Here is a 24,348-nt window from a genome sequence, read left to right as displayed (position 1 = left end):
TGCCGTACGGGCTGGGCAGCAACACCTTCACGGCGAGGGCATTGGTCAGAAGTGCCATCTTTAGCTCCCAGCCCTATCGCGGGCCTAGCATGCGGCCTTGCTACCAAGGACCCACTCGCTTGGCGTCGGCCGAGGAATTTGAGGTCTGGCAACTGTCGGGCTGGCAACTCGACCAAGCGGATGCAGAGCTTTGGCATCAAATCGTGCGCGTGGCGGTGCTTGAAGGCCAAGGCGTCGTGACCTCATACGCTACGGTTAATGTCTCCCTGGCCCAATTGATGTCTGCGACGACACGAAAGAAGGGCGGAAAAACACGAACGCTCTTGTCGAGTTCGCTGCAAAGGCTGATGGCCGCGACGTTCGAGATACGGTGTCGCCACCGGACCGTCCTGTTTCAGCCCTTGGTGACGGTCATCTCGGCCGCTGCCAAATCAGGTAGGCTGGAAGTCACTTTGGGGGCTGGGTTGCCAGAACTCGTTCAAGAGCGACAATTCGTGGTGCTCAGGCGTGCGGAACGCACCCCGCTTCTTCAAGAGCCCCTTGCCTGCGGCTTGCATGCTTACTTCGCCAGCCATGTCACGCCGTACCCTATCAAGTCACAGACCTTGAAACGGCTGCTAGGACGCGACTCCATGCAAGACAGCAAATGGCGGCTGGCGCTGGTTGCGGCACTGGGCCGCCTACGTGAGGTGACAGGATGGCCTGCATGCTCACTTGGCGTCGACGACAAGGTGACGGTGGTGCGTGCTCGGGGAAAGGTCCTGAAAGCCCCGTCTCCTCGCCTCCCGGCTCCGGAGCGCATCCCCCCGGCAAGCCTGGACGACGCTAGCATGGAACTCGAACGTATTCGCATGACCATCGACATCTGAGGTCGTCTAGGTGTGGCGTGCTTTGCATATACTGGTGAGAACCCATGCCAATGAGATGCCATGCGCAAATCCTCCCCACAACCCAAGAAGCATCAGCCGTCCCTTCAGGAGGCCATCGAGCTCGCAAAGAGCGAGCCTTCGATGTTTGCAGCCGAGCAGTGGAAGCTCATGGCGACAATCAACGAGTCGGCTTATTTGGGGTTGCCATCAGCAATGCCGGAACGTGTGCAGCCTTCTGAGCACTCGTCGGAAGGCTACGATGTTCGTAAACGCATCACGTAGGCAGCAAACGCAGCGGCGGTCTGATAGACTGAATTCACGGTCGCCGGCATCTGTCGATTTTCTGACACTGCGAACGGAAGAAACCTGCGCTCGACTTCGGTCGAGTTCGGCTAAGTGATTGATTAATCGGAGTATTGCGGTAGGCTTCGGCACCGAAAAGCGCGGGATTCGCATTGAAAATCCGCGTGTCGGTGGTTCGATTCCGCCCCAGGCCACCAAAGATTCAAGTCAAAAAACCCAGCCTTCGCGCTGGGTTTTTTGCGTTTGTGCATTCAGTGTGCCAATGGATCGCACAGCCAGGTCGCCTCAGCGGTGATGTTCTGGTGAAGGCTCATTGGCTGCATCTCTTCAGGCGTTCCATGACGGGGTCGGCGCGCTCAGGTTCGGAAAGAAGGCCTGGCAGTATGTTGCCGAAGTCGGGATTCTCGATGAGTCGTGCGAACGTCGCGCCCCCGGCTTGGCGCAAGTCGACGGGTGCGGCGCTCAGTTCCGCGGCAAGTTCCTCGCGTCCGTCGATGATGTTCAATACATCTTCCATGTCATGGCTGCTCATGAAGTCGCCGCCGCCTCGACCAACGAAAGCTTCCAGTTTGGTGGCAATAAAGGCCGCGGCGCTCATCGGATTGATCCTGATGCCATTGCCAAGGTCCATGATGCCGGCGGTCTCGACCGCATAGGGATACCAGCGATTGGAGAAGCCCAGGACGTCCGGGTGCACGGGCACGAGGTCAAAGAGCACACCGGATTCCTTGTGCACCCAGCGGCAAATGACGTCGCTACTCACATCGCGCGAGAAACCACGTGCCGCAATGGCTTCTTCGAAGCGATGAAACAGGCGTGATTCGCCTCCAACACGGCATCCACGTCCCGCGTGGCGCGTACGGGGTCGGCCAACGGGTCTGTGATCCCGGTGGCTGCTCTTAATCACCGTCCCGCCGCGCCAGATGCCGCGCGGCATCCAGCTGCGTTACGTCGGTGACGCCCAGCATCGCCATATCGCGCGACACTTCCGCCGACAGCAGGCCGATCGCGTGTCGCAGGCCGGGCATGCCGCCCACCGCTGCCGCATAGCCGAAGGGCCGCCCGACGAACGCGCACTTCGCGCCCAGCGCCAATGCCTTCAGCACGTCGGTGCCGCGCCTCACGCCGCTATCGATCATCACCGGGATGTCCGGGCAGGCCCGCACGATCTCGGGCAGGGCGCGCAAGGGTGCGATGGCGTCGTCGAGCTGGCGGCCGCCGTGGTTGGACACGATGATGCCGTCGGCGCCGGCATCGCGGGCCTGGCGTGCGTCGTCGTCGCGCAGCACGCCCTTCACGACCAGCCGGCCGCGCCACTGCGCGCGGATCGCACGCAGGGTTTCCCAGTTCAGGTTGCCGCGCTCGGCAAAATCGCGCATCACGCTCGGCGAGAGAATGGGCGCGCCGCGCGTGGCGTAGTTGTTCTCGAAGTGCGGCATGCCGTGCCGCCACAGGGTGCGCAGAAAGGTGCCGAACAGCCAGCGCGGATGCGTGATGCCTTGCCACGCCAGGCTGACGCTGGGGCGCATCGGCGCCGAAAATCCGCTGCGCGTCATGGTCTCGCTGTTGGGCTTGACCTGCGTGTCGACGGTCACCACCAGCGTCTGGAACGCGGTCCTGGCGACCCGGTCGATCAGGGCTTCGATGGCCGCGCGGTCGCCGGGCAGGTAGGCCTGGAACCAGGCCTGCGGATGCGCCTCTGCCACGGCCTCGAGCGGGATCAGGGAGGAGCCGCTCATGATCATGGGCACGCGCGCCTCGGCCGCGGCCTGCGCCATCACGACATCGCCACGATAGGCCGAAAGCGCCGACAGGCCGAGCGGGCACAGCCCGAACGGCGCGGCATACTCCTGGCCGAACAGCGTGATGGCGGTGCTGCGCCGGGACACGTCCACCATCACCGACGGCCGGAACACGTAGTCGCGAAACGCGTTCCGGTTCTCGTCGTAGGACGCGCCCGTCTCGGCCACCGCCCGCAGGTATCCGAAGACCGGCCGCGGCAGATGACGGCGCGCGGCGGCTTCGAAATCGTCCAGCGATAGCACGCCGCGCAGGCGGCGTGGCAAAGAGGACGGTGCAGCTTGAGCCATGCTTCTATTACTCCGATTTGATGCCCGATTTGCGGACCAGGTCGCCCCACTTCACGCTCTCGGTCTGCATGTACTGTTTGAAGGCGGCGCTGTCGCGGCCCTCGATCTTCATGCCCTGTTCGCCCATCTTCGTGCGCGTGGCGGGATCGGCCAGCGCGGTCTTCACGCCGGATTCCAGCTTCTTCACGACCGCGTCGGGCGTGCCTTGCGGTGCATAGAGGCCGAACCACGTGAGCGCCTCGAAGCCTTTCAGACCCGACTCGGCGACCGTGGGGATCTCGGGCGCGGTGGGCGAGCGCTCCAGGCCCGACACCGCGATCGCGCGCAGCTTGCCGCTCTTGATGTGCGGCAGCAGCGTGGGCAGGTTGCTGAACATCAGCGGCACCTGGTTGCCCAGCACGTCGGTGATGGCGTTGGCCTCGCCGCGATACGGCACGTGCACCATCTTCACGCCGGCCATGGAATTGAAGAGTTCCATCGAAACGTGCTGCGGGCCGCCCAGGCCGGACGAGGCATAGGTCAGCTCGCCGTTTTTCTCTTTGGCGTACGCAATCACGTCCTGCACGGTCTTGAGCGGCAAGGACGGGTGAACCACCAGCACCAGCGGTACCGAAGCCACCAGCGAGACCGGCACGAAATCCTTGATCGGATCGAAGCGCAGCGAGGGATACATGCCCGGCGCCACCACCATCGTCGATTGCGTGCCCAGCAGCAGCGTGTAGCCGTCGGGTTGGGCGCGCGATGCCGCCTCGGCGGCGATGGTGCCCGTGGCGCCCGCGCGGTTCTCGATGACGTAGGTCTGCCCGAAGGCCGCGCCCAGGCCATGGCCGAGCTGCCGGGCGACGTTGTCGACGGCGCCGCCGGCAGAGAAGCCCACCAGGATCGTGGTCGGCTTGCTGGGATAGGCGTCGGCGGCATGGGCGGCGGCGCCCATCATCAACGGGGCGGCGATGACACCGGCCAGGGTGGCGCCAAGCAGGCGCCGGCGCGTCTGCGCGGTCAGGGGATGCGGCATGGTTTGTCTCCGTAATGTCGCGGCTGCGACTTGATATGTTTTTTATGTATCGGGTCGTGCAGGTACGGCCGTGCTGCGGGTCGTTCGGGTAGTGCGGATCACTCGGATCATTCGGGTCGTTCAGAGCGTTCGGATCGTCCAGAGCGTTTGGGGCGTTCGGGTCGCTCGGATTGTTCGGGTCGTTCGGGTCGTGCGAGTCGTTCAGATCGTCCGGGTCGTTCAGATCGTCCGGGTCGCGCGCAACGTGCGCGTCACTCCAACCCCCGCCGCGGGCGACAGGAGTCCCGCCGTGCCGCGGCCAGGGCGCGCGGCACGGAATCACTCGCGTCGAAAGCGCGCGAAAACTTACTTCTGCGTGTCGCGCCAGCTCTTGTAGCGGGCGGCGGCGGCTTCGTTGGGCGGGTAGAGGCCGGGCAGCGGCACGCCGGCATCCACTTCCTTCATGATCCAGCCCTCCAGGCGCTCTTGCTCGACGGAGGCCTCGACCACCTCGTCGATGAGGTTCGCCGGAATCAGCACCGCGCCATCCCGATCCAGGACCAGGTAGTCGTTCGGGAACACGGCCACGCCACCGCAGCCGATGGGTTCCTGCCAGTTGACGAACGTCAGGCCGGCCACCGAGGGCGGCGCGGCGGCGCCGCTGGCCCAGACCGGCAGCTCGGTGCCCAGCACGCCTTCGAGGTCGCGCACGGCGCCGTCGGTGACCAGCGCGGCCACGCCGCGTTTTTTCATGCGGGCGCACAGGATGTCGCCGAAGATGCCCGCGTCGGTCGAACCCATGGCGTCGACCACCGCGATCGCGCCCTCGGGCATGGCTTCGATCGCCGCCCGCGTCGAGATGGGCGAGGACCACGAGGCCGGCGTGGCCAGGTCTTCGCGCGCCGGCACGAAGCGCAGCGTGAAGGCACGGCCCACGATGCGCTTGCCTTGCGGCACGAGCGGGAAAGCGCCGCGCAGCCAGACGTTGCGCAGGCCCTTCTTCAGCAGCACGGTGGTGAGCGTGGCGGTGGTCACGCCTTCCAGCGCGCGTTGGATCTTGGGATCGATGGGCAAAGCTTCGACGGACATGTTCACTCCAAATAGACCACCCTCGCCATTCCCGGCGGGGAACGCCGCGGGCCGAACGCCTGTGCGGCCGAGGGGCCATTCACGATGGACTCAGCCAGGGCGACTGCCCTGACACCGGTCATTGTGGCCATGCTCAAACTGAACCACAATTTGCTTTTAGAACATTGAGAACGAAGGATTTGTGGATTCATGGATACCCGCTACATCGACACCTTCGTACTCGTGGCCGAGTGCGGCTCCATGGCCGAGGCCGCCCGCCGCATGAGCATCACGCCCACCGCCCTGGCGCAGCGCATGCACGCGCTCGAACGCGAGTTCGGCGTCCCGCTCTTCAGCCGCTCGGGGCGCTTCGTGCGCATCACCGAGGGCGGCGCACGCCTGCTGGAGCGCGCACGGCGTTTCCAGCGCGAAGTGCGGGCGCTCAAGACCGCGGTCTCGACGGAGGGTTTTCCGGGCGGGCTGCGCATCGGGTCCATTCGCACCGCGCTGGGCAACATGGTGCCGCAGGCGCTCAAGCACATCGCCGAGCGCCATCCGGGTCTGGATGCCATGATCGACCTGGGCGCGTCGCACGAGCTCTATCACCAGGTGATCGCGGGCAAGGTCGACGCCGCCTTTCTGGTCGAGCCGCCGTTTCGCACGCCCAAGTCCTTCACCTGGCACACCTTGCGCGTGGAGCCGCTGGTGTTGCTCGTGCCGGCGGCGATGGCCGGGGTCGAGCCCGACACGCTGCTGGTCCGGGAGCCGCTGCTGCGCTATGACCGGCGCACCTGGGGCGGCTCGCTGGCCGACCAATACCTGCAGTCGCGCAACCTCAATCCGCGCGAGCGCTTTGAGCTCGACTCGCCCGACGGCCTGGCTGCGTTGGTGGAGATGGGTCTGGGCATCGCGCTGGTGCCGAATTGCTTTCGGCCGGGGGCGCTGCCCGCGGGCGTCGCCGTGGTGGCGCTGCCGCGCAACACGCTGGCGCGGCGGCTGGGGTTGTTGTGGCCCCATCATTCGACCTACGGCCGCCTGTTCGAAACCCTGGTGGCCGCCATGGAGGCGCCGCCCGCCGCGGCCTAGCGCCCGCGGCGCCGCCGGGCCGGCTATGGCGCCTCTACCACAGACTCCCGACTGCCCGGGTAGGGTATCCGGGTCTACCCGGGGCAGGGGGGTATAATCTTTTTCGGTCGCTGTTACAACTTAGCAGCTTTGCGCCGGACGGGTCGCACTTGTCCGAACCCTCATGTCAGTCGCCGTTCTTGCCTTCGGTCTGAATCACACCTCCGCGCCGGTCTCGGTGCGCGAACGTGTTTCCATGCCCGCGGACTTGCTCAAGCCCGCGCTGGACGGCTTGCGCCTGGCGTTTGGCGGATCGGTGCGCGAAGCCGCGATCCTCTCGACCTGTAATCGCACCGAGATCTACTGTGCCGCCGACGCGGTCGCCGCCGAGCAACTGCCGGCCTGGCTGGCCGAGCATCACAGCCTCGAGACCTCCGCGCTGTCGCCCCACCTGTATCGCCATCGTCAGGACGACGCCGTGCGCCACGCGTTCCGCGTGGCCAGCGGCCTCGATTCGATGGTGCTGGGCGAGCCGCAGATCCTGGGCCAGATGAAAGACGCGGTGCGCGCGGCCGACGAGCTCGGCTCGCTCGGCACCTTGCTGCATCAGCTGTTCCAGCGCACCTTCTCGGTCGCCAAAGAGGTCCGCTCCCAGACCGCCATCGGCGCGCATTCGGTCTCGATGGCCGCTGCCGCCGTCCGTCTGGCCGAGCGCGTCTTCGGTGACCTCGGTCAGGCGCGCACGCTGTTCATCGGCGCGGGCGAGATGATCGAGCTGTGCGCCACGCACTTCGCGGCGCAAAACCCCAAATCCATGGTCGTGGCGAATCGCACTGTCGAGCGCGCCGAGACCCTCGCTGGCCGTTTCTCGGCCAGCACCATGAAGCTGGCCGATCTCACGGATCGCCTGGCCGAATTCGACGTGGTGGTGTCCTGTACGGCCAGCTCCCTGCCCATATTGGGTCTGGGCATGGTCGAGCGCGCCACGCGTCTGCGCCGTCACCGTCCGATGGTCATGATCGACCTGGCGGTGCCGCGCGATATCGAGCCCGAAGTCGGCCGTCTCGACGACATCTATCTGTACTCGGTCGATGATCTCGGCCGTCTCGTGCAGAGCGGCACCGACGCGCGTCGCGCGGCGGTGGTGCAGGCCGAGGCCATCATCGAGACGCGCGTTCAAAACTTCATGCACTGGATGCAGTCGCGTGAAGTGGTGCCCGTGATCCGCGACCTGCATCAGGCCGCCGAAGACGTCCGCGCCGCCGAACTCGAGCGCGCCCGCCGCATGCTGGCGCGCGGCGAGTCGCCCGAAGCGGTGCTCGAGCAGTTGGCGCATGGCCTCACGCAGAAGTATCTGCATGGCCCGCTCGCCGCGCTCAACCGCAGTCAGGGCGAAGAGCGCAAGGAACTGCTGGCCTGGGTGCCGCGCCTGTTCCCCGGCCGCGACTCCCGCCGTTAGCGGCGCCCGTACACGCCCCGTCTGATGCCGCGTGCGCTGGTCGCACGCGCGCCCGTTTTTTATTTTCTTCGAGTTGATCCCATGAAATCGTCCATGCGCAGCCGGTTGGAGCAGCTGGCTCACCGTCTGATTGAAGTCGATGCCTTGCTGGCGGATCCCGAAAGCGCGTCCGACATGGATCGTTTTCGCAAACTCTCGCGTGAACGCGCCGAACTCGAGCCCGTCGTCGAAGCCTTCAAGACGTTCCAGGCGACCGAGGGCGATCTGGCCACCGCGCAGGAGATGCTCTCCGATCCCGACATGAAGTCGATGGCGGAAGACGAGATCAAGGCCGGCCGCGCGCGCATCGAAACGCTCGAAGCGGATCTGCAGGTGCTGCTGCTGCCGCGCGATCCCGACGACAGCCGCAGCCTGTTCCTCGAAATCCGCGCGGGCACCGGCGGCGACGAGAGCGCGCTGTTCTCCGGCGACCTGCTGCGCATGTACTCGCGCTACGCCGAGCAGCGCGGCTGGCGCGTCGAGATCATGTCCGAGAGCGCATCGGAGCTGGGCGGCTACAAAGAAGTGATCGCGCGCATCGACGGCGACGGCGCCTACGGCCGGCTCAAGTTTGAATCCGGGGCGCACCGCGTCCAGCGCGTGCCCGCCACCGAGGCTCAGGGCCGCATTCACACCTCGGCCTGCACCGTGGCCGTGATGCCCGAGGCCGACGAGATGAGCGACATCGTCATCAATCCGTCCGACCTGCGCATCGATACGTTCCGCGCGAGCGGCGCGGGCGGCCAGCACATCAACAAAACCGACTCCGCCGTACGCATCACGCACCTGCCCACGGGCCTGGTGGTCGAGTGCCAGGACGACCGTTCGCAGCATCGCAATAAAGACAAGGCGATGCAGGTGCTGGCCGCCCGCCTCAAAGACAAGGAAATGCGCGAGCGCCAGAGCAAGGAAGCGGCCGAGCGCAAAAGCCTCATCGGCTCCGGCGACCGCTCCGAGCGCATCCGCACGTACAACTATCCGCAGGGCCGCGTTACCGACCACCGCATCAACCTCACGCTCTACAAGCTGGGCCACATCATGGAAGGCGACCTCGACGAGCTCACGGGCGCGTTGCTGGCCGAGCGTCAGGCCGAGCTGCTGGCCGCGCTGGGCGACGACATCTGATCGCCATGGCGCAGATCAAGGACCTGCTCGCCGACCCGCGTCTGCCGCGTCTGGAGGCGCGCATGCTGGCCGAGCGCGCGCTGGGCCGCACGCGCGCCTGGATGATCGCGCACGACACCGACGCGCTCACGGCCGTGCAGCAGGAGGCCTACGAGGCCTTGGCGGCGCGGCGCATCGCCGGCGAGCCCATGGCTTATGTGCTGGGCGAACGCGAGTTCATGGGGCATGTGTTCGCCGTCTCGCCGGCCGTGCTGATCCCGCGCCCCGATACCGAGCTGCTGGTCGAGACCGCCCTGGCGTTTCTGCGCGAACATCCACGCGCGCGCGTGGTCGACCTGGGCACGGGCAGCGGCGCCATCGCGGTGTCCGTGGCCCTGGGCGCGCCCGAGGCCGACGTCCGTGCGACCGACCTGAGCGCCGATGCGCTGGCCGTGGCCGGGGCCAATGCGGCGCGGCTGGACGCGCGCGTCACCTTTCATCAGGGCAGCTGGTATCAGGCCCTGCCGGCCGATGCCGTCTTCGATCTGATCCTGTCGAATCCGCCCTATATCCATCGCGACGACGCGCATCTGACGCAGGGTGACCTGCGCTTCGAACCGCCGGGCGCGCTCACCGACCATCAGGACGGCCTGTCGGCCCTGGCCGAGCTTGCGCACGGGGCCGTGGCGCGGCTGGCGCCTGGCGGCGCGATCTGGCTCGAGCACGGCTGGGACCAGGCCGTGGCGGTGCGCGCGCTGCTGGTCCAGGCGGGCCTGCGCCAGGTCGAAAGTCGGCGGGATCTGGGGGGAATCGAGCGGATTTCCGGCGGCTACCTATAATTGACCCATGCAGTCTGAACAACCGCTTCCTATTTTGCGAGACCTACCATGAGCGACGTCCAAGAATTCATCCGTGAAACGGTTACCCAGCACCCCGTGGTGCTGTTCATGAAGGGCACGGCCCAATTCCCGCAGTGCGGCTTTTCCGGCCGTGCGATCCAGATGCTGAAAGGCTGTGGCGTGAAGAAGCTGGTGACCGTCAACGTGCTCGAAGACGACGAAGTGCGTCAGGGCATCAAGACCTTCTCCAGCTGGCCCACCATTCCGCAGCTCTACGTGCAGGGCGAGTTCATCGGCGGCTCCGACATCATGGGCGAGATGAACGAAAGCGGCGAGCTCAAGAAGCTGCTCGACGAAGCCGGCGCCACCGTTTGATGGCAAAGCGCAGGCTCGTCATCGGCATCACGGGCGCCACGGGCGCCCTGTATGCCGTGCGCATGCTGCAGGCCCTGCGCGGCGTGGACGACGTCGAATCGCATCTCGTGATCTCGTCGTCGGGTGTGCTCAACATCAAGCACGAGCTCGACATCGGGCGCCACGAGGTGCAGGCGCTCGCCGACCACGTCCACAGCATCCGCGACGTGGGCGCCACGCTGGCGAGCGGGGCCTTCCAGACCGCGGGCATGGTGATCGTGCCGTGTTCCATGCGCACGCTCGCCGCGGTCGCGCATGGTCTGTCCGACAACCTCATCACCCGCGCGGCCGACGTCACCCTCAAGGAGCGCCGCCGCCTCGTGATGATGGTGCGCGAAACGCCGTTCAATCTGGCGCACCTGCGCAACATGACCGCCGTCACCGAAATGGGCGGCATCGTGTTTCCGCCGTTGCCGGCGTTCTACCATCGCCCCACCTCGATCGAGCAGATGATCGACCACACCGTGGCGCGCGTGCTCGAGCTCTTCGAGATCGAAGTGCCCGGGCCGCACTGGGAAGGCATGTAGGCGCGTGGCTGGCCGGCGCGCTGCACATCTGCATTCACGCCTGCACAAGCAAAAGGCCACGCATTCGCGTGGCCTTTTGGTTTGGTGGATGGCGTTCAGGCCGCCTGCGGCACCGGGTAGGTCTGCTGATAGCGCACGCTGAACGTGCGCAGGGCCTCGAGCGCGGCCTGCGGGTCGTGGCCGGGCTTGACCAGAAAGCTGTCGAAGCCCACGCGGGCCTGGTAGAACACCGTATCGATCATCACGTCGCCCACCGCGCGCAACTCGCCCTGCCAGTGATACTGGCGGCGCAGCAGTTGCGCGATCGAGTAACCGCGGCCGTCGGTGTAGGCCGGAAAATCGATGGCGATGTAGGCGATGTGCGCGGCGTCGATGTTGCCGTTTTCATCGGCCAGCTGCGAGAGCTCGGTGTCGGGCGGCAGCAGAACCGCCACCGGATGCCGGCGTGCGCTCAGCGCCGCGCGCTGCGCGGTCCAGAGGGCCAGCGGTACCTGCCAGCCGGGCTCGTCGGCGGGCAGGCTGTCGGGGGCGTCTTCGGGCACGCTGAACACGCGGGTGGTATCGGCCTGCAGGTGACCGGCCCGGATCAGACGGGCTTCGGCGGAAGTGTGCTCAGACATGGGCGGCCTCGCGGTCGGCGGCGGGCTTGGCGATGACCGGATCGGCATAGACATCGCGTTTGAAGGGATCGATACCGACGCGGTCAACCACATCGATGAAGCGTTCGGCGTCGCTGTCACGCAGCTCGAGATAGGTGCGGATCAGGCGATCCACCACGTCGGGCATTTGTCCGCGGGCAAACGAGGGGCCGATGATGCGGCCGATCGCGGCGCCACCGCCACGGCGCGACTCCAGGTCGGGCAGGGGCTTGGCCGCGCCATTCTGGCGGCCGCCGATCGTGACCTGATACCACTCTTCGCCCGCCTTATCCACGCCGAGGATGCCGATGTGGCCCACGTGGTGGTGGCCGCAGGCGTTGATGCAGCCGGAGATGTTGAGATCGAGCTCGCCGATCTCGAACAGATAATCGAGATTGTCGAAGCGCTGCTGGATCGACTCGGCCACCGGGATCGACACCGCGTTGGCGAGCGCGCAGAAGTCGCCGCCCGGACAGGCGATGATGTTGGTCAGCAGGCCGACGTTCGGCGTGGCGAGGTTGAGCGCCTTGAGCTCCGCCCACAGCTCGGGCAGGCGGGCGCGTTCGACGTCGGCCAGGATCAGGTTCTGCTCGTGCGACACGCGCAGCTCGCCGAAGCCATAGCGTTCGGCCAGATCCGCCACGGCGTCCATCTGGTCGGCGGTGATGTCGCCCGGCGGCACGCCGGTGGGCTTGAGCGACAGGGTCACGGCGGCGTAGCCGTCGATCTTGTGGCTGTGCACATTGGTGCGCAACCAGCGGCGATACGTGGGATCCGCCTCGGCCAGGGCCGGGCTGGGATCAGCGGCTTGCGCGGCTTCGGCGCGGTATTGCGGCCACACGAAGCGGCTGGCAATCGTGTCGAGCTGCGCCTGCGTGATCGTGTCGGGACCACCCTTGATGTGCTGCCATTCTTCTTCGACCTGTTGGCCGTAGACATCGGGCGTGAGGTCCTTGACCAGGATCTTGATGCGCGCCTTGTACTTGTTGTCGCGGCGGCCATGCAGGTTATAGACGCGCAGCGCGGCCTGCAGATAGGTCAGCAGATGCTGCCAGGGCACAAAAGGCTTGATCAGGTGGCCCACGATCGGCGTGCGGCCGAGGCCGCCGCCGATCCACACGCGAAAGCCGATCTCGCCGTCCTGTTCGACCGCCTGCAGGCCGATGTCGTGCACGCCGACCGCGGCGCGGTCCTGCACGGCGCCGGACACGGCGATCTTGAACTTGCGCGGCAGGAAGGCGAATTCGGGATGCAGCGTGGACCACTGGCGGATGATCTCGCACCACACCAGCGGATTGACGAACTCATCGGGGGCGATGCCCGCGAAGTGGTCGGTGGTGGTGTTGCGGATGCAATTGCCGCTGGTCTGGATGGCGTGCATCTGCACTTCGGCCAGCTCGCCGAGGATGGTCGGCACGTCTTCGAGACGCGGCCAGTTGAACTGGATGTTCTGGCGCGTCGAGAAGTGGCCGTAGCCACGATCGTAGGTGCGCGCGATATGGCCGAGCTTGCGCAGCTGGCGCGCGTTGAGCATGCCGTACGGGATCGCGACGCGCAGCATCGGCGCATGGCGCTGGATGTACAGGCCATTCTGCAGGCGCAGAACGCGGAAGTCGTCTTCGGTCAGCTGGCCGTCGAGAAAGCGGCGCGTCTGGCCGGCGAACTGGGCCACGCGCTCCTCGACCAGTTGCTGGTCGACGGGGTCATACACATACATGGTCAATGCCCTAACAGGTGTCGGTGCGGCGCGCCGTGGCGCGCGGATGCGGCGGCGCCGGCAGGGCGCCATGACGGATGGATGTACATAACCGTAGCAGCAGGGCGCGGACCCCGTCTAAGTCATTTTGGTAATAAGGTTGGTGGCTATGGTTCTGAGCCGCAGAGCCTTGCCTGGCGCGGGTTTCGGCGGTGTGGGGGCCCTGCGCCGCGAGCGCGGGATCGCGTCGCGCGCGGCCATTTTTGAGAATGAGAATCAGCCATCAGAGAACGGCGCGCGGAGGGCGGGCGCGCCCGCGCAGGCATGGCGAAGGGCGCGCCGAGGGTGGTGCGCACTTGCGCCGGCACGGTGACCGCCGCGGCACGACTGACGGCGGAACGGCGAGGGGCGCGGCGGCCCCGGCCGGGCCTCAATCGATCTTGTAGTCCATCCAGGACGCGACCATGTCGTGCAGTCCGCCTTCCTGGTCGAACGCGGCCCGTTCACCCTCGGCCTTGTTGCGGCCGAGCTCGAGGATGTACATGTAGTCGGACACTTCGGCGCAGCGGCGCACGTTCTGGTCGACCAGCACGACCGTCATGCCCTCGTCGGCAAAGCCGCGGATGACGGCGTAGATCTCCTTGGAGATCTTGGGCGCCAGCATGGCGGTGGGCTCGTCCAGCAGGATAACCGAGGGCTCGATGAGCAGCGCGCGGCCGAACTCGACGAAGCGCTGCTGCCCGCCGCTCATGCTCGAGACGGGGTCGTTGCGCTTGGCGGCGAGAATGGGAAAGCGCTGGTAGATGCTGTCGATGCGGCGGCGTACGCGGGCCTTGTCGCGACGAAACGGCCAGCAACCCAGCAGCAGGTTGTCTTCGACGGACAGCTCGCCGAACAGGCTGCGGTGCTGCGGCACGAACGCCACGCCGCTGCCGGCGCGCTGATGCGAGGGCTGACGCGAGATGTCCTGCCCGCGCAGCGTGATCTTGCCGCCGCGCAGCGGCAGAAAGCCGAACAGCGTCTTGAGCACGGTGGACTTGCCCGCGCCGTTGGGCCCGATGATGCCCGTGACCTGGCCCGCGCGCGCATGCACGTTCACGCCGTTGAGGATGGTGATGTCGCCGTGATAGGCCACGGTCACGTTGTCCAGCGAGAAAACGGATTCGGCCATGCTCAGGCTCCGAGATAGGCTTCGACCACGCGCGGGTCGCTCTTGACGCGGTCGGCGTCGCCCTCGCACAGGATCGCGCCTTCGTTCATCACGATGATGTGGTGCGACAGCTGATAGATGGAAGTGAGGTCGTGCGAAACCAGCACGACCGAGCAATCGTGTTCGCGGGGCACCTCCGCGATGATGCGGATCAGCAGCTGCGCGAGCGTGGGGTTCACGCCGGCGAAGGGCTCGTCGAGCAGCACGACCTTGGGCCGCGCCACCATGATGCGGGCGAGCTCCAGCAGCTTCTGCTGGCCGCCCGACAGCTCTTCGGCGTGGTTGTGGCGCAGGCGGTGCAGCTCCACCTTATTCAGCCAATACTCCGATTGGGCGTAGCGTTCGTCGGCGTCGCGTCCGGTCTGTTGCTGGGCCACGTCGAGATTGTCGAGCAGGCTCAGGTGCGGAAAGACGCGCGGCACCTGGAAGGTGCGGCCCACGCCAAGCCGTGCGACTTCGTGCGTGGCCTTGCCGGCTATGGGTTTGCCATCGAGCAGGATGCTGCCTTCATCGGGCAGATACAGGCCATTGATGCAATTGAGCAGCGTGGTCTTGCCGGAGCCGTTCATGCCGATCACGCCCAGGATGGCGGCGCGCGGAACATGCAGGCTCACGCCCTGCAGAGCGACCAGGCCGCCGAAGCGCTTCTTCAGATTGTCGATCTTCAACATGGGTCCGCTCCTTCAGCGCAGCGCGCGCTGGCCGAACAGGCCGGAGGGGCGCACGAAGATCATGGCCACCATCAGCGCAAAGCCCAGCATCGTCGCGATCGAGGGGTTGAAGAACACCACCGAGACCTGCTCGGTCACGCCGAACAGCAGCGCGCCCACGAGGGCCCCGACGGGGTGGCCGAGTCCGCCGAGCACGATGACGATGAAGCCGATCAGCGTGTAGTCGTTGCCCATGAAGGGCGAAAAGGACGGGAAGACCAGCGCCACCAGTACACCGGTGACGGCCGCGAGGCCGATGCCCAGGCCGAACGCCACCGCCGACAGCCGCTCGGCGTTGATGCCGACGATGCGGATCGCGTCGCGGTTCATGATGATGGCGCGCAGCGCCTTGCCGACCTGCGTGCGATAGAGGAACCAGGCCAGCGCGCCGATCACGGCCAGCGCGATCGCGAGCGCCACGAGACGCACGGTGGGAATCAGCACCGGGCCGAACTTGAGGAACACGGGCTCGAGGCTGTAGGGCAGCGAGCGGGCGTCGGCCTCGAACATCAGCAGCATCAGCGCGCCCAGCATGATGGACACGCCGAACATGAGCAGCAGCGAGCTGATCTCCGGGTCTTCGGCGCGCGAGAGGCGCGGGATCAGCAGGAAGTACAGCACGTAGCCGACGCCGAAGAACACCAGAAACGCCAGCGGCAGGGCGAGCAGCGGATTGATGCCGAAGTACTCGAGCATCAGGTAGGCGAAGTAGGCGCCCAGCACGAGAAACTCGCCGTGGGCGAAGTTCACGACGCGCAGCACGCCGAACACCACGTTCAGGCCCACGCCGATCAGGCCGTAGATGGCGCCCAGGATGAGGCCGTTGACCAGCCCCTGGATGATGAGTGCACTCATGAGGCTTCCTTCAGGCGATGTAGCGGCGCAGATTGGGATAGCGCTTGAGCAGGCTGCCCACGATGCCGCGCGGCAGGAACAGCATCAGCAGCACGATCACCAGGCCGAGCAGCAGCAGGTTGAGCACCGGGAATTTCTGCCAGATCAGGTGGTCGACGCCCACCAGTGCCAGCGTGCCGATCACCGGGCCGAGGATGGTGCCGAAGCCGCCCGCCATCGCATAGATGATGCTCTTGGCCGTGATCAGGACATGAAAGGCGTACTCGGGGTCGACCACGTTCGTGTACCAGGCCTCCACGCCGCCGGCGAGCGCCGGAAACAGCGCGGCCAGCATCCAGGCCTTCAGGCGCGTGTGGGGCACGTGGATGCCGATGCAGGCGGCCGCGGCGTCGTCGTCGCGGATGGCCTTGAGTGCCTTGCCCAGCGGCGAGATCGACAGCCAGGTCACGGTGGCCAGCGTGGCGGCCATCACGGCGAGCATCGCGTAGTAGCTGTGCACGGGATTGTTGGCGCTGGCGAGGATCAGTCCCATGCTGCCGCCGGTGAAGTCCTGCGGCAGATTCGAGATCAGCAGCCTCATGATGGTGGCCAGCGCCAGGCTCACGATGCCGAAGTACACGCCGCGCAGGCGCAGCGTGGGCGCGAAGAGCAGGGAGACCAGCACGCCCACCGCGCCCGCCACCAGCAGAGAGGGCAGCATCGGCCACTGCAGGACCTTGTAGCAGATGCCCGTGGCGTAGGAACCCACGCCGTAGAACACCACGTAGCCGAAAGGCAGGTAGCCCGTGAAGCCCACGCAGATGTTCATGGCGCTCGCGAGCGTGACCCAGAGCATCAGGTAGAACGCGAACGAGATATTGGTGGTGGACGCCGGTACGACCGCCAGGGCGGCGGCCAGCAAAACGAAAACTGAGATGGCGATGCGGGTGCGCAGGCGCAGGACGCGTTGGTCCTGCGCGCGGGCGGGCGGGTTGCCTGCCAGCGCGTCGGGGCTGCTGCTCATGTCTCTATCCCTCTTGGTGCGGTGGGAAAAGCGTGGCCGTGTCGTTTGAACGGATTATGAACAGGTCAGCCCATCAAGGCCATAACTTGGTGTTAAGTGTTTACCCCAACTTATTGCCGAAAGAGGCGTTCAGCACCACTCGCAGGTCGTCGATGAACTCGGCGGCGATGCGGGGCAGCGGGCGGTTGCTGGCGTGCACGGCGGTCACGTGCAGCGGGATGTCGTCGGCCAGCGGCACGATGGTCACGTCGGGCCAGTGGTTCTGCATGACGGTGAATTCGTCGATGATCGCGATGCCCGTGCCGGCATTGACCAGCGCGCAGGCCAGCTGGCTCCAGGGCACGTCGGCGCACATGCGGCAGGGCAGGCCCGCCTGCTCGAAGGCGTTGGTGACCAGCATGCCGAAGGGCATCCGCGTGCCCACGACGATGTGCGGATAAGGCGAGAGGTCGTGCAGGCTGACCTGCGCGTGGCTCGCCAGCGGGTGCTCGCGCGGGATCGCCGCCACCATGCGGCCCGTGTGCAGCGGGATGGTGGTCATGAAGGGGTGCTCGGTCTGCATCACCACCAGGCCCAGATCGGCCTCGCCATTGAGCACGTCGGGGATCAGGTGCGGCAGCGCGTTGGTATTGAGGCGCAGCAGCACGTCGGCGCGCCGGCCCTGGAAGCGCGCCACCGCGCGGGGCACCAGGAACTGCGCCAGGCTGGGGATCGAGGTGAGGCGCAGCACGCCCGCGCCGTGGCCGGCCAGGGCATCCGCCAGGTCATTGACCCGCTGCATCATGCGCTGGGTTTTCTCGATCTCTTCGAAAAGGGCGTGGACCTCGGCGGTGGGCTGGAGCCGGCCTCGCACGCGTTCGAACAGGTTCAGTCCCAGTTGCTTTTCGGTGGTGGCCAGCATGCGGCTGACCGCCGGCTGGCTGATGCCGAGCAATCGCGCTGCCCCGCTGATGGAGCCCGCGACCACGATGGCCCACAGCATTTCGGTCTGGCGATAGTTGAGTTTATTCAAGGCGTGCGCTCCATGCCTATTTGTTATACGCTATTTGCCAATCTGCGCAAACATGACGCAGATTTGCGGTTTGCCCAGTGCGGCGGGCCTGTCGGTATCTCCCCTTTTGTGCAATTCAAGGAGTTTTCCTATGTCCAGAAGTCCGTGGTTATCCCGTCTGCCCGCGCTGTTGCTGGCGGCCGCCGCGCTCACGCCCGCCCTGGGTTCGGCGCAGAACAGCGACAAGGTGCGCATCGGCATGACCGTCTCGTCGACGGGCAGCTTCGCGCTCGCCTCGCAATCGGGTGTGCGGGGCGTGGAGGTGTGGGTCGATGATGTGAACCGCCGCGGCGGCATCGAGATCAAGGGCAAGAAGTATCCGGTCGAACTGGTCAAGCTCGATGACCGCAGCGACAAACAGATGGTCACCCGCGTCTACGAACGCCTGATTGTCGATGAAAAAGTGGATCTGGTGTTTGCGCCGTTCGGTTCCACGCTGACGGCGGCGGCGGGCACCGTGACCGAGCGCCTGGGCAAGTACCTGATGGTGTGGTCCGCCGCGAGCGACGATCTCTACAAGCAGGGCTTCAAGAACATGGTGTCGGGCACCCAGATGCCGGTGTCGTCCATGCTGCGCGCGCCGATGGAGCTGGCCAACAATCTGGGCGTGAAGAAGGTCGCGCTGCTCTACGCCGACGAGCCGTTCCCGGCGGGCCTGGCCGATGGCGGCCGTGCGCACGCCAAGCGTCTGAATATGGACGTGGTGCTCTACGAAAAATACCCCAAGGGACAAAAAGATTTCAGCACGCTGTTGCAGAAGGCCAAGGCCATGGGCGCCGAAGCGCTGATCCCGACTTCGTATGAAGGCGACCTGATCAGCATGACGCGCCAGATGAAGCAGCTCGACATCACGTTCCCGTACGTGTTCATGGTGTATGCCTCGACGCCGCAATTCCAGGCGATCGGCGCGGACTCCAACTACATCTTCAGCCACACCAACTATCACCCGTCGATCAACTGGAAGGTCGATGCGGGCCTCACGCGCGAGCAGTTCGCGCAGGCCTACGATCGTCTGTTCCCGAAGGCCGAGTTCCCGCCCGATTTCCAGACCGCGCTGGCCTATGGCGCGGGCGCCCTGACCGAAGAGATCGTGAAGAAGGCCGGCTCGACCGACGCGGCGGCGCTCAAGCAGGCCTCGATGGACCTGTCGGGCAAGGTCACGGTGATGGCCGGCCCCTATGCGATCGACGAGACCGGCAAGCAGTTGCAGATGCCGTTCCCCGTGGTGCAGCTGCTGCCCGGCAAGGGCATGGTGCCGGTGTGGCCGCAGGACGTCGCGGTCGAGAAGGCCGTGTACCCGGCCCCCGCCTGGAACAAGCGCTGAGTCCGTACCGGACGCCGCGTTCCCTGGCGCTGGCCGCATCACGAGTGCGGCCAGCGCCGACTCAATGAGGAAAACATGTCAGAACTAGCCTATGCCAGCCTGTCCGTGCTGGCCGAAGGATTGGCGAGCGGCCGCTTCAGCGCCGTGGAATTGGCGCGGCTGTATCTCGATCGCATCGAACGCGGCAACGCGGCGTTGCACGCCTACGTGTCCGTCGATGCGGAGGGTGCCCTGGCGCTGGCGCAGGCCGCCGATGACCGGCGCGCGCGCGGCTACACGCTGGGTCCGCTCGATGGCCTGCCGATCGCGCTCAAGGATCTGTGCGAAGTGCGCGGCACGATGACCACGGCAGGCTCGCAGGCCTGGCTCGAGCGCGCCAGCGAGGCCACCGGCGTCGTGGCGCACCGTCTCGTGCAGGCCGGCATGGTCGTGCTGGGCAAGACGCATATGGTGGAGTTCGCGTTCGGCGGCTGGGGCACCAATCCCGTGATGGGCACCCCGCGCAACCCCTGGGACGCCCAGGCGCATCGCGTGCCGGGCGGATCGTCGAGCGGATCCGGCGTGGCCGTGGCGGCGGGGCTGGCGCCGGCGGCGATCGGCTCCGACACCGGCGGCTCGGTGCGTATCCCGGCGGCACTCAATGGCATCACCGGCCTCAAGACCACCTGCGGCGTCATCAGCCGCGATGGCGCGGTGGCGCTGTCGCAGACGCTCGATTCGATCGGGCCGCTCACGCGCGATGTGCGCGATGCGATGCTGATCACGCAGGCGCTCGCCGGCCCGGACGCCGCGGATCCCGTGACGCTCGGCGCGCCGCCGTTTCGCATCGAGCTGCCGCGCGACAGCGCCGCGCCGCTGGCAGGCATGCGGATCGCCGTGATGCCGCCCGAGGCCTACCCCATCGCGGTCACCCCGGCCATCACGCGTGCCGTGAGCGATGCGCGCGCGGTGCTCAGCGGGCTGGGCGCCGAGGTGTTCGAGTGCGACGTGCCGTTCGACTTTCACGCGATGATGCTCGCCAATGGACGCATCATCGCGGCCGAGGCGTATGCGCTGCATCGCGCCTATATCGAGGATGCCGGACTGCCTATCGGGCAATACGTGCGTGCCCGCGTGCTGGGTGGCAAGTCGCTCAGCGCGGCGGATTATCTCGAGGCCTTGCGCGAACACGCGCAGACGCGCGCGCGCTGGCAGCAATGGATGGCGCAATACGATGCGCTGCTCACGCCGGCGCTGCCGTTCGAGGCACGCCGCCTCGACGAGGTCGACGAAAACGCCACCCCGCTCGCGGCGTTTTCGCGCGCCGGAAATTTCCTGGGCGCCTGCGGCTTATCGCTGCCGGCGGGCCATGGCGAACACGGCCTGCCGGTCGCGGTGCAACTGCTGGGCAAGCCGTTCGACGAAGCCACGCTCGGCCGCATCGGCATCGCGTTCCAGGGCGTGAGCGACTGGCATCGCCGCACGCCGGATCTGCGCGCGTTCGGACTCGACTGATTGCCCGGGCCGGGGCGTGCGGGAGGGGGGAGCCCGAAGGACCCGCCCGCCCCGGCTGTCAGGGCAAGACGGGTCGCGCGTCGCGCGATCAGTTTGCGATCGGCGCTTCGAGGCAGGGCGAGAATTCGCCGGTGGCCGGATCGCGCACGAACAGCAGGCCGGTGGCCACGCCGAAATACGTGCCGTGCAGCTGCAGCGCGCCGCTTTCGACGCGGCGGCGGATCGAGGGGAAGGTCATCAGGTTGTTCAGGCTGTGCTCGACCACGGCCAGTTCCATGCGCTTGATGTCCTTGTCGCGGTCGCCGGTGGTGGCGCCCAGGCGCTCGGCCACGGGGGCGATCTGCGACATCCACTTGCCGATGAAGTCCATCTTCGACAGCGGCTGCGATTCGTCGTAGAACGAGCGGATGCCGCCGCACGACGCATGGCCCAACACCACGATGTGCTTGACGTTCAGGCCGTTGACCGCGAATTCGATCGCGGCGCTGGTGCCGTGGTACGAGGACTCGGAGTCGGGATCGCAAGGCGGCACCAGGTTGGCCACGTTGCGCACCACGAACAACTCGCCGGGGCCGGCATCGAAGATCGTTTCGGGCGCGACACGGGAGTCGCAACAGCCGATCACCAGGATCTCGGGGGTTTGGCCTTTTTCGGCCAGGGCTTGGTAGCGGGCGCGTTCGCTATCGAAGCGGCCTTGCAGGAACGCCTGATAGCCGTCGGTCAGTCTTTTGGGAAACATGATGGTCCTTCCTGGAGTTCGTTGCCCGCCGGCGGCGGCCCGGATGGGCCGGTCGCCTGACCTGCATGTAAGGCAGGCACCGACGGCGCGCGAGCAAGACCTCGCCAGAAAACCTGCGCCGGTACGCGGGAGCAGGTGAATTTTCCCACAACGGCCTTACAACGGCTTGGCCAGATCGCGCAATAACCTTTATTAACAAAGGGTTATTCGGCGCGGACGTGCATCGCCGTGAAGCGCGAGAAGCTCAGCGGCGTGGCGGCGCGGAACTGCCAGACCTCGCCCGGCTCGAGCGGTTTGTCGGTCTTGTCGCTGACCCGGCCGATCTCGCGGCCATCGGCGTCGTACAGGGCGAACTCCACTTCGGCGCGCTCGATGCGCTTGGCGCCGAGGTTCGAATAGGTGCCGGTGATGGTGGTCTGGGAGGTGTTCGTGTCGCGCACGGCTTCCAGATTGCCCACATTGACCCCGTAGGGCAGGCTCTGGGCGCCCGCGGTGGCTGCGGCGAGGGTGAGAAGCAGGGCGGCAAAACGCGTTTTCATGGTCGGTTCCGGTGGCTGCGACGAATTCACCTTACCGGTGGGCCCGGCTGGCGGACAAGCCGCGAAACCGTAACGTTTGTCGCCAGGTTTGTCGGCATTTGGGAAGCTCCGTTGTCAGCGCGCGCGAAGATGCTTGTCGGGCGCGGTGGTTTGACCGAAGATTGAGCCGCCGGTGGAGGCTGGCCGGCGTCATTCGCACCGCGTCGCACGCCGGTCGCGCGCAGCCGGTGCCAGGGAGGAATGCCATGTCTTTCCGCACGTTCAGCATCGCCGCCGGCCTGTGTCTGGGCCTTACCCTCGCACACGGCACCGCCGCCGTCGCTCAGACCGCCGCGCCCGCCAAAGAACTCACCCCACAGCAAAAGCGCATGGCCGAATGCAACCAGTCGGCTACCGGCAAGACCGGTGATGAGCGCAAGACCTACATGAGCAGTTGCCTCAAGGGCGAGACCGCGCCGGCCAAGGCGCTCACGCCGCAACAGCAGCGCATGAAGGACTGCAATGCCAAGGCCAGTGCCCAATCGCTGGCGGGCGACAAGCGCAAAACCTTCATGAGTACCTGCCTGAAAGGCGCGTGAGGCCGCTGGCTGACGGGGTCGCTGGCCGGCGTCCGCCGGCCGGCGGCGGCGCCGCTGCGCGAGCCTCGGGCGGTGCGATGCGCGCCATGGGCGTATGAAGCCTCGGGCGGTGCGATGCGCGCCATGGGCGCATGAGAGCCTCGGGCGGTGCGATGTGCGCAATGGGCGCATGACGGGATTCGTTATAGTGGCCCGCATGCGCAGACAACGGTATCTCCATCCTCTTTCCGTGCCGCTCGGCATCGTGGCGGCGTTGCTCGTCGTGGTGGCGGTGTGGGCAGTCAGCCTGCCTTTCGCGCGGCTGCAGATCAATAGCGGCGCTCAGCTACTGCTGCATTGGGCCGGCTGCCTGGCCGCGCTGGCCTTCGTCTATGCGATGCGATTCCAGTTGGGCGTCTGGGCCCATGGCGCCGTCGCGGTGGCGATGTGGTCGCGCTTGTATGCCGACCTGGATCTGCTGCGCGCGAGCGACCTCGCGCCGCGGGGTGCAGCCGTCTACGCGGACTACCTCGGGGCGTGGAACCTGACACCGCTCTTTCTCATGGCGGCGGCGACCAGCCTGACCTTCGTGGCGCTGGTCGCACTCGCCCTGTCGATGTATCGGCGCGTGGGGCAGGGGGCGGTGTCATGAGCCTCACGACGCTGGTTGCCGCCCATTTCTGGAATGTGGCCTGCTTCGTGCTGGCCGTCGCGGCGCTGCACGGTCTGGTCGCCGTGTGGGTGCTGCGTGCGCGCGGGGCGGCATTGCCCCGATGGTGCCCCCGCGTGGCCACCGGACTGCTGCTGGCCGGGGCAGGCGGGCTCGTGGCGGGCAATTTGTTGCGCGCGCAATCATTGTCCGGGCTGCAGACCGCGCTGGTGGATCAGGTGCAGGCGATCTGCCGTGCGGCGGATGAGCGCGTGACGCAACTCGGCGGTCGAGGCGCGAGCGACGATGCCGCGACGCGCCAGCGCATCGGGGCGGCGATCGACGCGGAGTTCCGCGATGCCGTGCGCACGCACTTTGCATCGGCGCGTTATACGCCGCTCAGCGTGGTGGCGCCGCGCGGCGCGGATCAGCGTCACCGTGATCTGGTGATCCGCGTGGCGAACCGGGCGCGCTCCACGGAGCCCATGTATGTGGGCTGCTACAACCAGTATGCGCACCCGCCGGGCTCGATCGGCTTCGGCGCGACGCCTTACTGGCGCATCGGTGTGAGCGGCGTACCGTCGGGCGGCGCTCCGTCGGGCGGCGCTCCGTCGGGCGCCGCATCCTCCGGCCACGTGGTGTTCTTCTGGCAGGAACGCGTGGATGGCGCGTCCCGGGTGAGCTTCCAACCGCCGGCCGCGCGGCCCTGATGCGCGGCCACCGCCATATGCGGTGGCCGCACGACATCCGCTCGAACCCCCGCCCGAGCCCCCGCCGGAACGTTCACCGGAACATTCGCCGGAACATTCGCCGGAACATTCGCCGGGCGGCCTGATTCCGCATCCTGGGGCGGTGCCCGCCGCAGCGTGGCTCTGCGCGGGCACCGGGGCATGAGCCTTTCCTTTTTCGGCCGCCCGGTCGCACCGGTTCTTCGGCCTGCGCGCCCGTCGTTCTTTAAATAGAACGTTGAGGCGAATTTTCACCATCTACCGGGCTTTCGTCCTGTTCTTTAAAGTTCTGTTCATGGCAGCGACGCAACGACGCAGACCTGCAAACGGCGCCCCACTCAACCCCGCGCCCCTCAACCGAACCGGAGAACAGACATGACCAAG

At 66.6% G+C, this 24,348-nt stretch carries 26 protein-coding genes; 13 read left to right on the top strand and 13 right to left on the bottom strand.

Translation table 11 applies throughout. From position 1 onward, the window contains the following. The first annotated feature begins 119 nt into the window (after positions 1 to 119). Positions 120 to 869 (top strand): plasmid replication initiator TrfA, encoded by a 750-nt coding sequence (gene trfA, locus CEK29_RS21115; protein WP_176456952.1) that lies wholly within the window; start codon positions 120 to 122, stop codon positions 867 to 869. Between the two features lie 60 nt (positions 870 to 929). Beyond that, a complete protein-coding gene (locus CEK29_RS21110) occupies positions 930 to 1,151 on the top strand; it encodes a hypothetical protein (protein WP_094859254.1) in 222 nt (73 codons plus the stop codon). 331 nt (positions 1,152 to 1,482) lie between these two features. On the opposite strand, the gene CEK29_RS21105 is transcribed toward CEK29_RS21110, so the two are convergent. The 4 genes from CEK29_RS21105 to CEK29_RS21090 all read right to left on the bottom strand — a co-directional run bounded on the left by CEK29_RS21105 (position 1,483) and on the right by CEK29_RS21090 (position 5,345). After that, positions 1,483 to 1,890 carry a hypothetical protein gene (locus CEK29_RS21105; RefSeq protein WP_094859253.1) on the bottom strand — a complete coding sequence of 136 codons (408 nt, stop codon included), beginning with the start codon at positions 1,888 to 1,890 and terminating at the stop codon, positions 1,483 to 1,485. A gap of 181 nt (positions 1,891 to 2,071) precedes the next feature. Continuing rightward, positions 2,072 to 3,262 (bottom strand): alpha-hydroxy acid oxidase, encoded by a 1,191-nt coding sequence (locus CEK29_RS21100; RefSeq protein ID WP_094859252.1) that lies wholly within the window; start codon positions 3,260 to 3,262, stop codon positions 2,072 to 2,074. Between the two features lie 7 nt (positions 3,263 to 3,269). Continuing rightward, the gene (locus tag CEK29_RS21095) at positions 3,270 to 4,277 is read right to left on the bottom strand and encodes a Bug family tripartite tricarboxylate transporter substrate binding protein (RefSeq protein ID WP_094804482.1); all 1,008 of its coding nucleotides are present in this window, start codon (positions 4,275 to 4,277) and stop codon (positions 3,270 to 3,272) included. Between the two features lie 345 nt (positions 4,278 to 4,622). Then, positions 4,623 to 5,345, bottom strand: coding sequence for a ribonuclease activity regulator RraA (locus CEK29_RS21090; protein WP_094804480.1), 723 nt, complete (start codon positions 5,343 to 5,345; stop codon positions 4,623 to 4,625). 189 nt (positions 5,346 to 5,534) lie between these two features. Between CEK29_RS21090 and CEK29_RS21085 the strand changes: the two genes are divergently transcribed. From CEK29_RS21085 to CEK29_RS21060, 6 genes are all read left to right on the top strand, one after another. Then, complete coding sequence (locus CEK29_RS21085) at positions 5,535 to 6,410, top strand: LysR family transcriptional regulator (RefSeq protein WP_094859251.1); 876 nt, start codon at positions 5,535 to 5,537, stop codon at positions 6,408 to 6,410. A gap of 163 nt (positions 6,411 to 6,573) precedes the next feature. Then, complete coding sequence (gene hemA, locus CEK29_RS21080; protein ID WP_094804476.1) at positions 6,574 to 7,848, top strand: glutamyl-tRNA reductase; 1,275 nt, start codon at positions 6,574 to 6,576, stop codon at positions 7,846 to 7,848. Between the two features lie 81 nt (positions 7,849 to 7,929). Next, positions 7,930 to 9,012 (top strand): peptide chain release factor 1, encoded by a 1,083-nt coding sequence (prfA, locus tag CEK29_RS21075; RefSeq protein ID WP_094804474.1) that lies wholly within the window; start codon positions 7,930 to 7,932, stop codon positions 9,010 to 9,012. 5 nt (positions 9,013 to 9,017) lie between these two features. Continuing rightward, positions 9,018 to 9,830: a peptide chain release factor N(5)-glutamine methyltransferase gene (gene prmC / locus CEK29_RS21070; RefSeq protein WP_094859250.1), complete on the top strand. Its 813-nt coding sequence runs from the start codon at positions 9,018 to 9,020 to the stop codon at positions 9,828 to 9,830. Between the two features lie 48 nt (positions 9,831 to 9,878). Beyond that, positions 9,879 to 10,205: a Grx4 family monothiol glutaredoxin gene (gene grxD / locus CEK29_RS21065; RefSeq protein ID WP_094804470.1), complete on the top strand. Its 327-nt coding sequence runs from the start codon at positions 9,879 to 9,881 to the stop codon at positions 10,203 to 10,205. Next, positions 10,205 to 10,771 carry a UbiX family flavin prenyltransferase gene (locus CEK29_RS21060; RefSeq protein WP_094804468.1) on the top strand — a complete coding sequence of 189 codons (567 nt, stop codon included), beginning with the start codon at positions 10,205 to 10,207 and terminating at the stop codon, positions 10,769 to 10,771. The genes grxD and CEK29_RS21060 overlap by 1 nt, the downstream gene beginning before the upstream one ends. A gap of 95 nt (positions 10,772 to 10,866) precedes the next feature. Here CEK29_RS21060 and CEK29_RS21055 read toward each other — a convergent pair whose 3' ends face one another. The 7 genes from CEK29_RS21055 to CEK29_RS21025 all read right to left on the bottom strand — a co-directional run bounded on the left by CEK29_RS21055 (position 10,867) and on the right by CEK29_RS21025 (position 17,865). Next, complete coding sequence (locus CEK29_RS21055; RefSeq protein WP_094859249.1) at positions 10,867 to 11,391, bottom strand: DUF934 domain-containing protein; 525 nt, start codon at positions 11,389 to 11,391, stop codon at positions 10,867 to 10,869. Beyond that, a complete protein-coding gene (locus tag CEK29_RS21050; RefSeq protein WP_094859248.1) occupies positions 11,384 to 13,126 on the bottom strand; it encodes a nitrite/sulfite reductase in 1,743 nt (580 codons plus the stop codon). Before CEK29_RS21050 ends, CEK29_RS21055 begins: the two co-directional genes overlap by 8 nt. A gap of 409 nt (positions 13,127 to 13,535) precedes the next feature. Beyond that, entirely contained in the window at positions 13,536 to 14,276 is a 741-nt protein-coding gene (locus CEK29_RS21045; protein WP_094804462.1) for a branched-chain amino acid ABC transporter ATP-binding protein, read from the bottom strand. 2 nt (positions 14,277 to 14,278) lie between these two features. Next, on the bottom strand, positions 14,279 to 14,986 hold the full coding sequence (locus CEK29_RS21040; RefSeq protein WP_094859247.1) for an ABC transporter ATP-binding protein: 708 nt from the start codon (positions 14,984 to 14,986) through the stop codon (positions 14,279 to 14,281). 12 nt (positions 14,987 to 14,998) lie between these two features. Further along, entirely contained in the window at positions 14,999 to 15,880 is an 882-nt protein-coding gene (locus tag CEK29_RS21035) for a branched-chain amino acid ABC transporter permease (protein ID WP_094804458.1), read from the bottom strand. 10 nt (positions 15,881 to 15,890) lie between these two features. Continuing rightward, positions 15,891 to 16,883: a branched-chain amino acid ABC transporter permease gene (locus CEK29_RS21030; protein ID WP_094859246.1), complete on the bottom strand. Its 993-nt coding sequence runs from the start codon at positions 16,881 to 16,883 to the stop codon at positions 15,891 to 15,893. 100 nt (positions 16,884 to 16,983) lie between these two features. Beyond that, positions 16,984 to 17,865, bottom strand: a complete 882-nt coding sequence (locus CEK29_RS21025; RefSeq protein ID WP_094804750.1) for a LysR family transcriptional regulator — start codon at positions 17,863 to 17,865, stop codon at positions 16,984 to 16,986. Positions 17,866 to 18,025: 160 nt separating this feature from the next. Here CEK29_RS21025 and CEK29_RS21020 point away from each other — a divergent pair, with 160 nt between their 5' ends. Together CEK29_RS21020 and CEK29_RS21015 are read left to right on the top strand one after the other, a co-directional pair. Then, entirely contained in the window at positions 18,026 to 19,258 is a 1,233-nt protein-coding gene (locus tag CEK29_RS21020) for an amino acid ABC transporter substrate-binding protein (RefSeq protein ID WP_094804454.1), read from the top strand. A gap of 75 nt (positions 19,259 to 19,333) precedes the next feature. Continuing rightward, the gene (locus tag CEK29_RS21015) at positions 19,334 to 20,752 is read left to right on the top strand and encodes an amidase (RefSeq protein WP_094859245.1); all 1,419 of its coding nucleotides are present in this window, start codon (positions 19,334 to 19,336) and stop codon (positions 20,750 to 20,752) included. 88 nt (positions 20,753 to 20,840) lie between these two features. Here the strand turns inward: CEK29_RS21015 and CEK29_RS21010 are convergent, their stop codons facing one another. Together CEK29_RS21010 and CEK29_RS21005 are read right to left on the bottom strand one after the other, a co-directional pair. Beyond that, entirely contained in the window at positions 20,841 to 21,491 is a 651-nt protein-coding gene (locus CEK29_RS21010) for a carbonic anhydrase (protein WP_094804450.1), read from the bottom strand. A gap of 203 nt (positions 21,492 to 21,694) precedes the next feature. Continuing rightward, a complete protein-coding gene (locus CEK29_RS21005) occupies positions 21,695 to 22,030 on the bottom strand; it encodes an FxLYD domain-containing protein (RefSeq protein ID WP_094859244.1) in 336 nt (111 codons plus the stop codon). 245 nt (positions 22,031 to 22,275) lie between these two features. On the opposite strand from CEK29_RS21005, the gene CEK29_RS21000 reads away from it, so the two are divergent. From CEK29_RS21000 to CEK29_RS20990, 3 genes are all read left to right on the top strand, one after another. Next, the gene (locus CEK29_RS21000) at positions 22,276 to 22,608 is read left to right on the top strand and encodes a PsiF family protein (protein WP_094804446.1); all 333 of its coding nucleotides are present in this window, start codon (positions 22,276 to 22,278) and stop codon (positions 22,606 to 22,608) included. 196 nt (positions 22,609 to 22,804) lie between these two features. Beyond that, on the top strand, positions 22,805 to 23,239 hold the full coding sequence (locus tag CEK29_RS20995; protein WP_141218373.1) for a hypothetical protein: 435 nt from the start codon (positions 22,805 to 22,807) through the stop codon (positions 23,237 to 23,239). Then, positions 23,236 to 23,946 carry a hypothetical protein gene (locus tag CEK29_RS20990; RefSeq protein WP_094859242.1) on the top strand — a complete coding sequence of 237 codons (711 nt, stop codon included), beginning with the start codon at positions 23,236 to 23,238 and terminating at the stop codon, positions 23,944 to 23,946. The genes CEK29_RS20995 and CEK29_RS20990 overlap by 4 nt, the downstream gene beginning before the upstream one ends. The last annotated feature ends 402 nt before the right edge of the window (positions 23,947 to 24,348 follow it).

The sequence above is a fragment of the Bordetella genomosp. 5 genome (assembly GCF_002261475.1).
Taxonomy (GTDB): Bacteria; Pseudomonadota; Gammaproteobacteria; order Burkholderiales; family Burkholderiaceae_B; genus Bordetella.
The sequence above is the reverse complement of the archived record's forward strand: the minus strand, read 5'-3'. Positions and strand labels throughout refer to the sequence as shown.

What these genes read in the sequence shown, in the direction of transcription:
- CEK29_RS21110 (WP_094859254.1), top strand. Translation starts at nt 930, where the DNA reads ATGCGCAAATCCTCCCCACAACCCAAGAAGCATCAGCCGTCCCTTCAG.
- CEK29_RS21100 (WP_094859252.1), bottom strand. Translation starts at nt 3,262, where the DNA reads ATGGCTCAAGCTGCACCGTCCTCTTTGCCACGCCGCCTGCGCGGCGTG.
- CEK29_RS21095 (WP_094804482.1), bottom strand. Translation starts at nt 4,277, where the DNA reads ATGCCGCATCCCCTGACCGCGCAGACGCGCCGGCGCCTGCTTGGCGCC.
- CEK29_RS21090 (WP_094804480.1), bottom strand. Translation starts at nt 5,345, where the DNA reads ATGTCCGTCGAAGCTTTGCCCATCGATCCCAAGATCCAACGCGCGCTG.
- CEK29_RS21085 (WP_094859251.1), top strand. Translation starts at nt 5,535, where the DNA reads ATGGATACCCGCTACATCGACACCTTCGTACTCGTGGCCGAGTGCGGC.
- hemA (WP_094804476.1), top strand. Translation starts at nt 6,574, where the DNA reads ATGTCAGTCGCCGTTCTTGCCTTCGGTCTGAATCACACCTCCGCGCCG.
- prfA (WP_094804474.1), top strand. Translation starts at nt 7,930, where the DNA reads ATGAAATCGTCCATGCGCAGCCGGTTGGAGCAGCTGGCTCACCGTCTG.
- prmC (WP_094859250.1), top strand. Translation starts at nt 9,018, where the DNA reads ATGGCGCAGATCAAGGACCTGCTCGCCGACCCGCGTCTGCCGCGTCTG.
- grxD (WP_094804470.1), top strand. Translation starts at nt 9,879, where the DNA reads ATGAGCGACGTCCAAGAATTCATCCGTGAAACGGTTACCCAGCACCCC.
- CEK29_RS21060 (WP_094804468.1), top strand. Translation starts at nt 10,205, where the DNA reads ATGGCAAAGCGCAGGCTCGTCATCGGCATCACGGGCGCCACGGGCGCC.
- CEK29_RS21055 (WP_094859249.1), bottom strand. Translation starts at nt 11,391, where the DNA reads ATGTCTGAGCACACTTCCGCCGAAGCCCGTCTGATCCGGGCCGGTCAC.
- CEK29_RS21050 (WP_094859248.1), bottom strand. Translation starts at nt 13,126, where the DNA reads ATGTATGTGTATGACCCCGTCGACCAGCAACTGGTCGAGGAGCGCGTG.
- CEK29_RS21045 (WP_094804462.1), bottom strand. Translation starts at nt 14,276, where the DNA reads ATGGCCGAATCCGTTTTCTCGCTGGACAACGTGACCGTGGCCTATCAC.
- CEK29_RS21040 (WP_094859247.1), bottom strand. Translation starts at nt 14,986, where the DNA reads ATGTTGAAGATCGACAATCTGAAGAAGCGCTTCGGCGGCCTGGTCGCT.
- CEK29_RS21035 (WP_094804458.1), bottom strand. Translation starts at nt 15,880, where the DNA reads ATGAGTGCACTCATCATCCAGGGGCTGGTCAACGGCCTCATCCTGGGC.
- CEK29_RS21030 (WP_094859246.1), bottom strand. Translation starts at nt 16,883, where the DNA reads ATGAGCAGCAGCCCCGACGCGCTGGCAGGCAACCCGCCCGCCCGCGCG.
- CEK29_RS21025 (WP_094804750.1), bottom strand. Translation starts at nt 17,865, where the DNA reads ATGCTGTGGGCCATCGTGGTCGCGGGCTCCATCAGCGGGGCAGCGCGA.
- CEK29_RS21020 (WP_094804454.1), top strand. Translation starts at nt 18,026, where the DNA reads ATGTCCAGAAGTCCGTGGTTATCCCGTCTGCCCGCGCTGTTGCTGGCG.
- CEK29_RS21015 (WP_094859245.1), top strand. Translation starts at nt 19,334, where the DNA reads ATGTCAGAACTAGCCTATGCCAGCCTGTCCGTGCTGGCCGAAGGATTG.
- CEK29_RS21010 (WP_094804450.1), bottom strand. Translation starts at nt 21,491, where the DNA reads ATGTTTCCCAAAAGACTGACCGACGGCTATCAGGCGTTCCTGCAAGGC.
- CEK29_RS21005 (WP_094859244.1), bottom strand. Translation starts at nt 22,030, where the DNA reads ATGAAAACGCGTTTTGCCGCCCTGCTTCTCACCCTCGCCGCAGCCACC.
- CEK29_RS21000 (WP_094804446.1), top strand. Translation starts at nt 22,276, where the DNA reads ATGTCTTTCCGCACGTTCAGCATCGCCGCCGGCCTGTGTCTGGGCCTT.
- CEK29_RS20995 (WP_141218373.1), top strand. Translation starts at nt 22,805, where the DNA reads ATGCGCAGACAACGGTATCTCCATCCTCTTTCCGTGCCGCTCGGCATC.
- CEK29_RS20990 (WP_094859242.1), top strand. Translation starts at nt 23,236, where the DNA reads ATGAGCCTCACGACGCTGGTTGCCGCCCATTTCTGGAATGTGGCCTGC.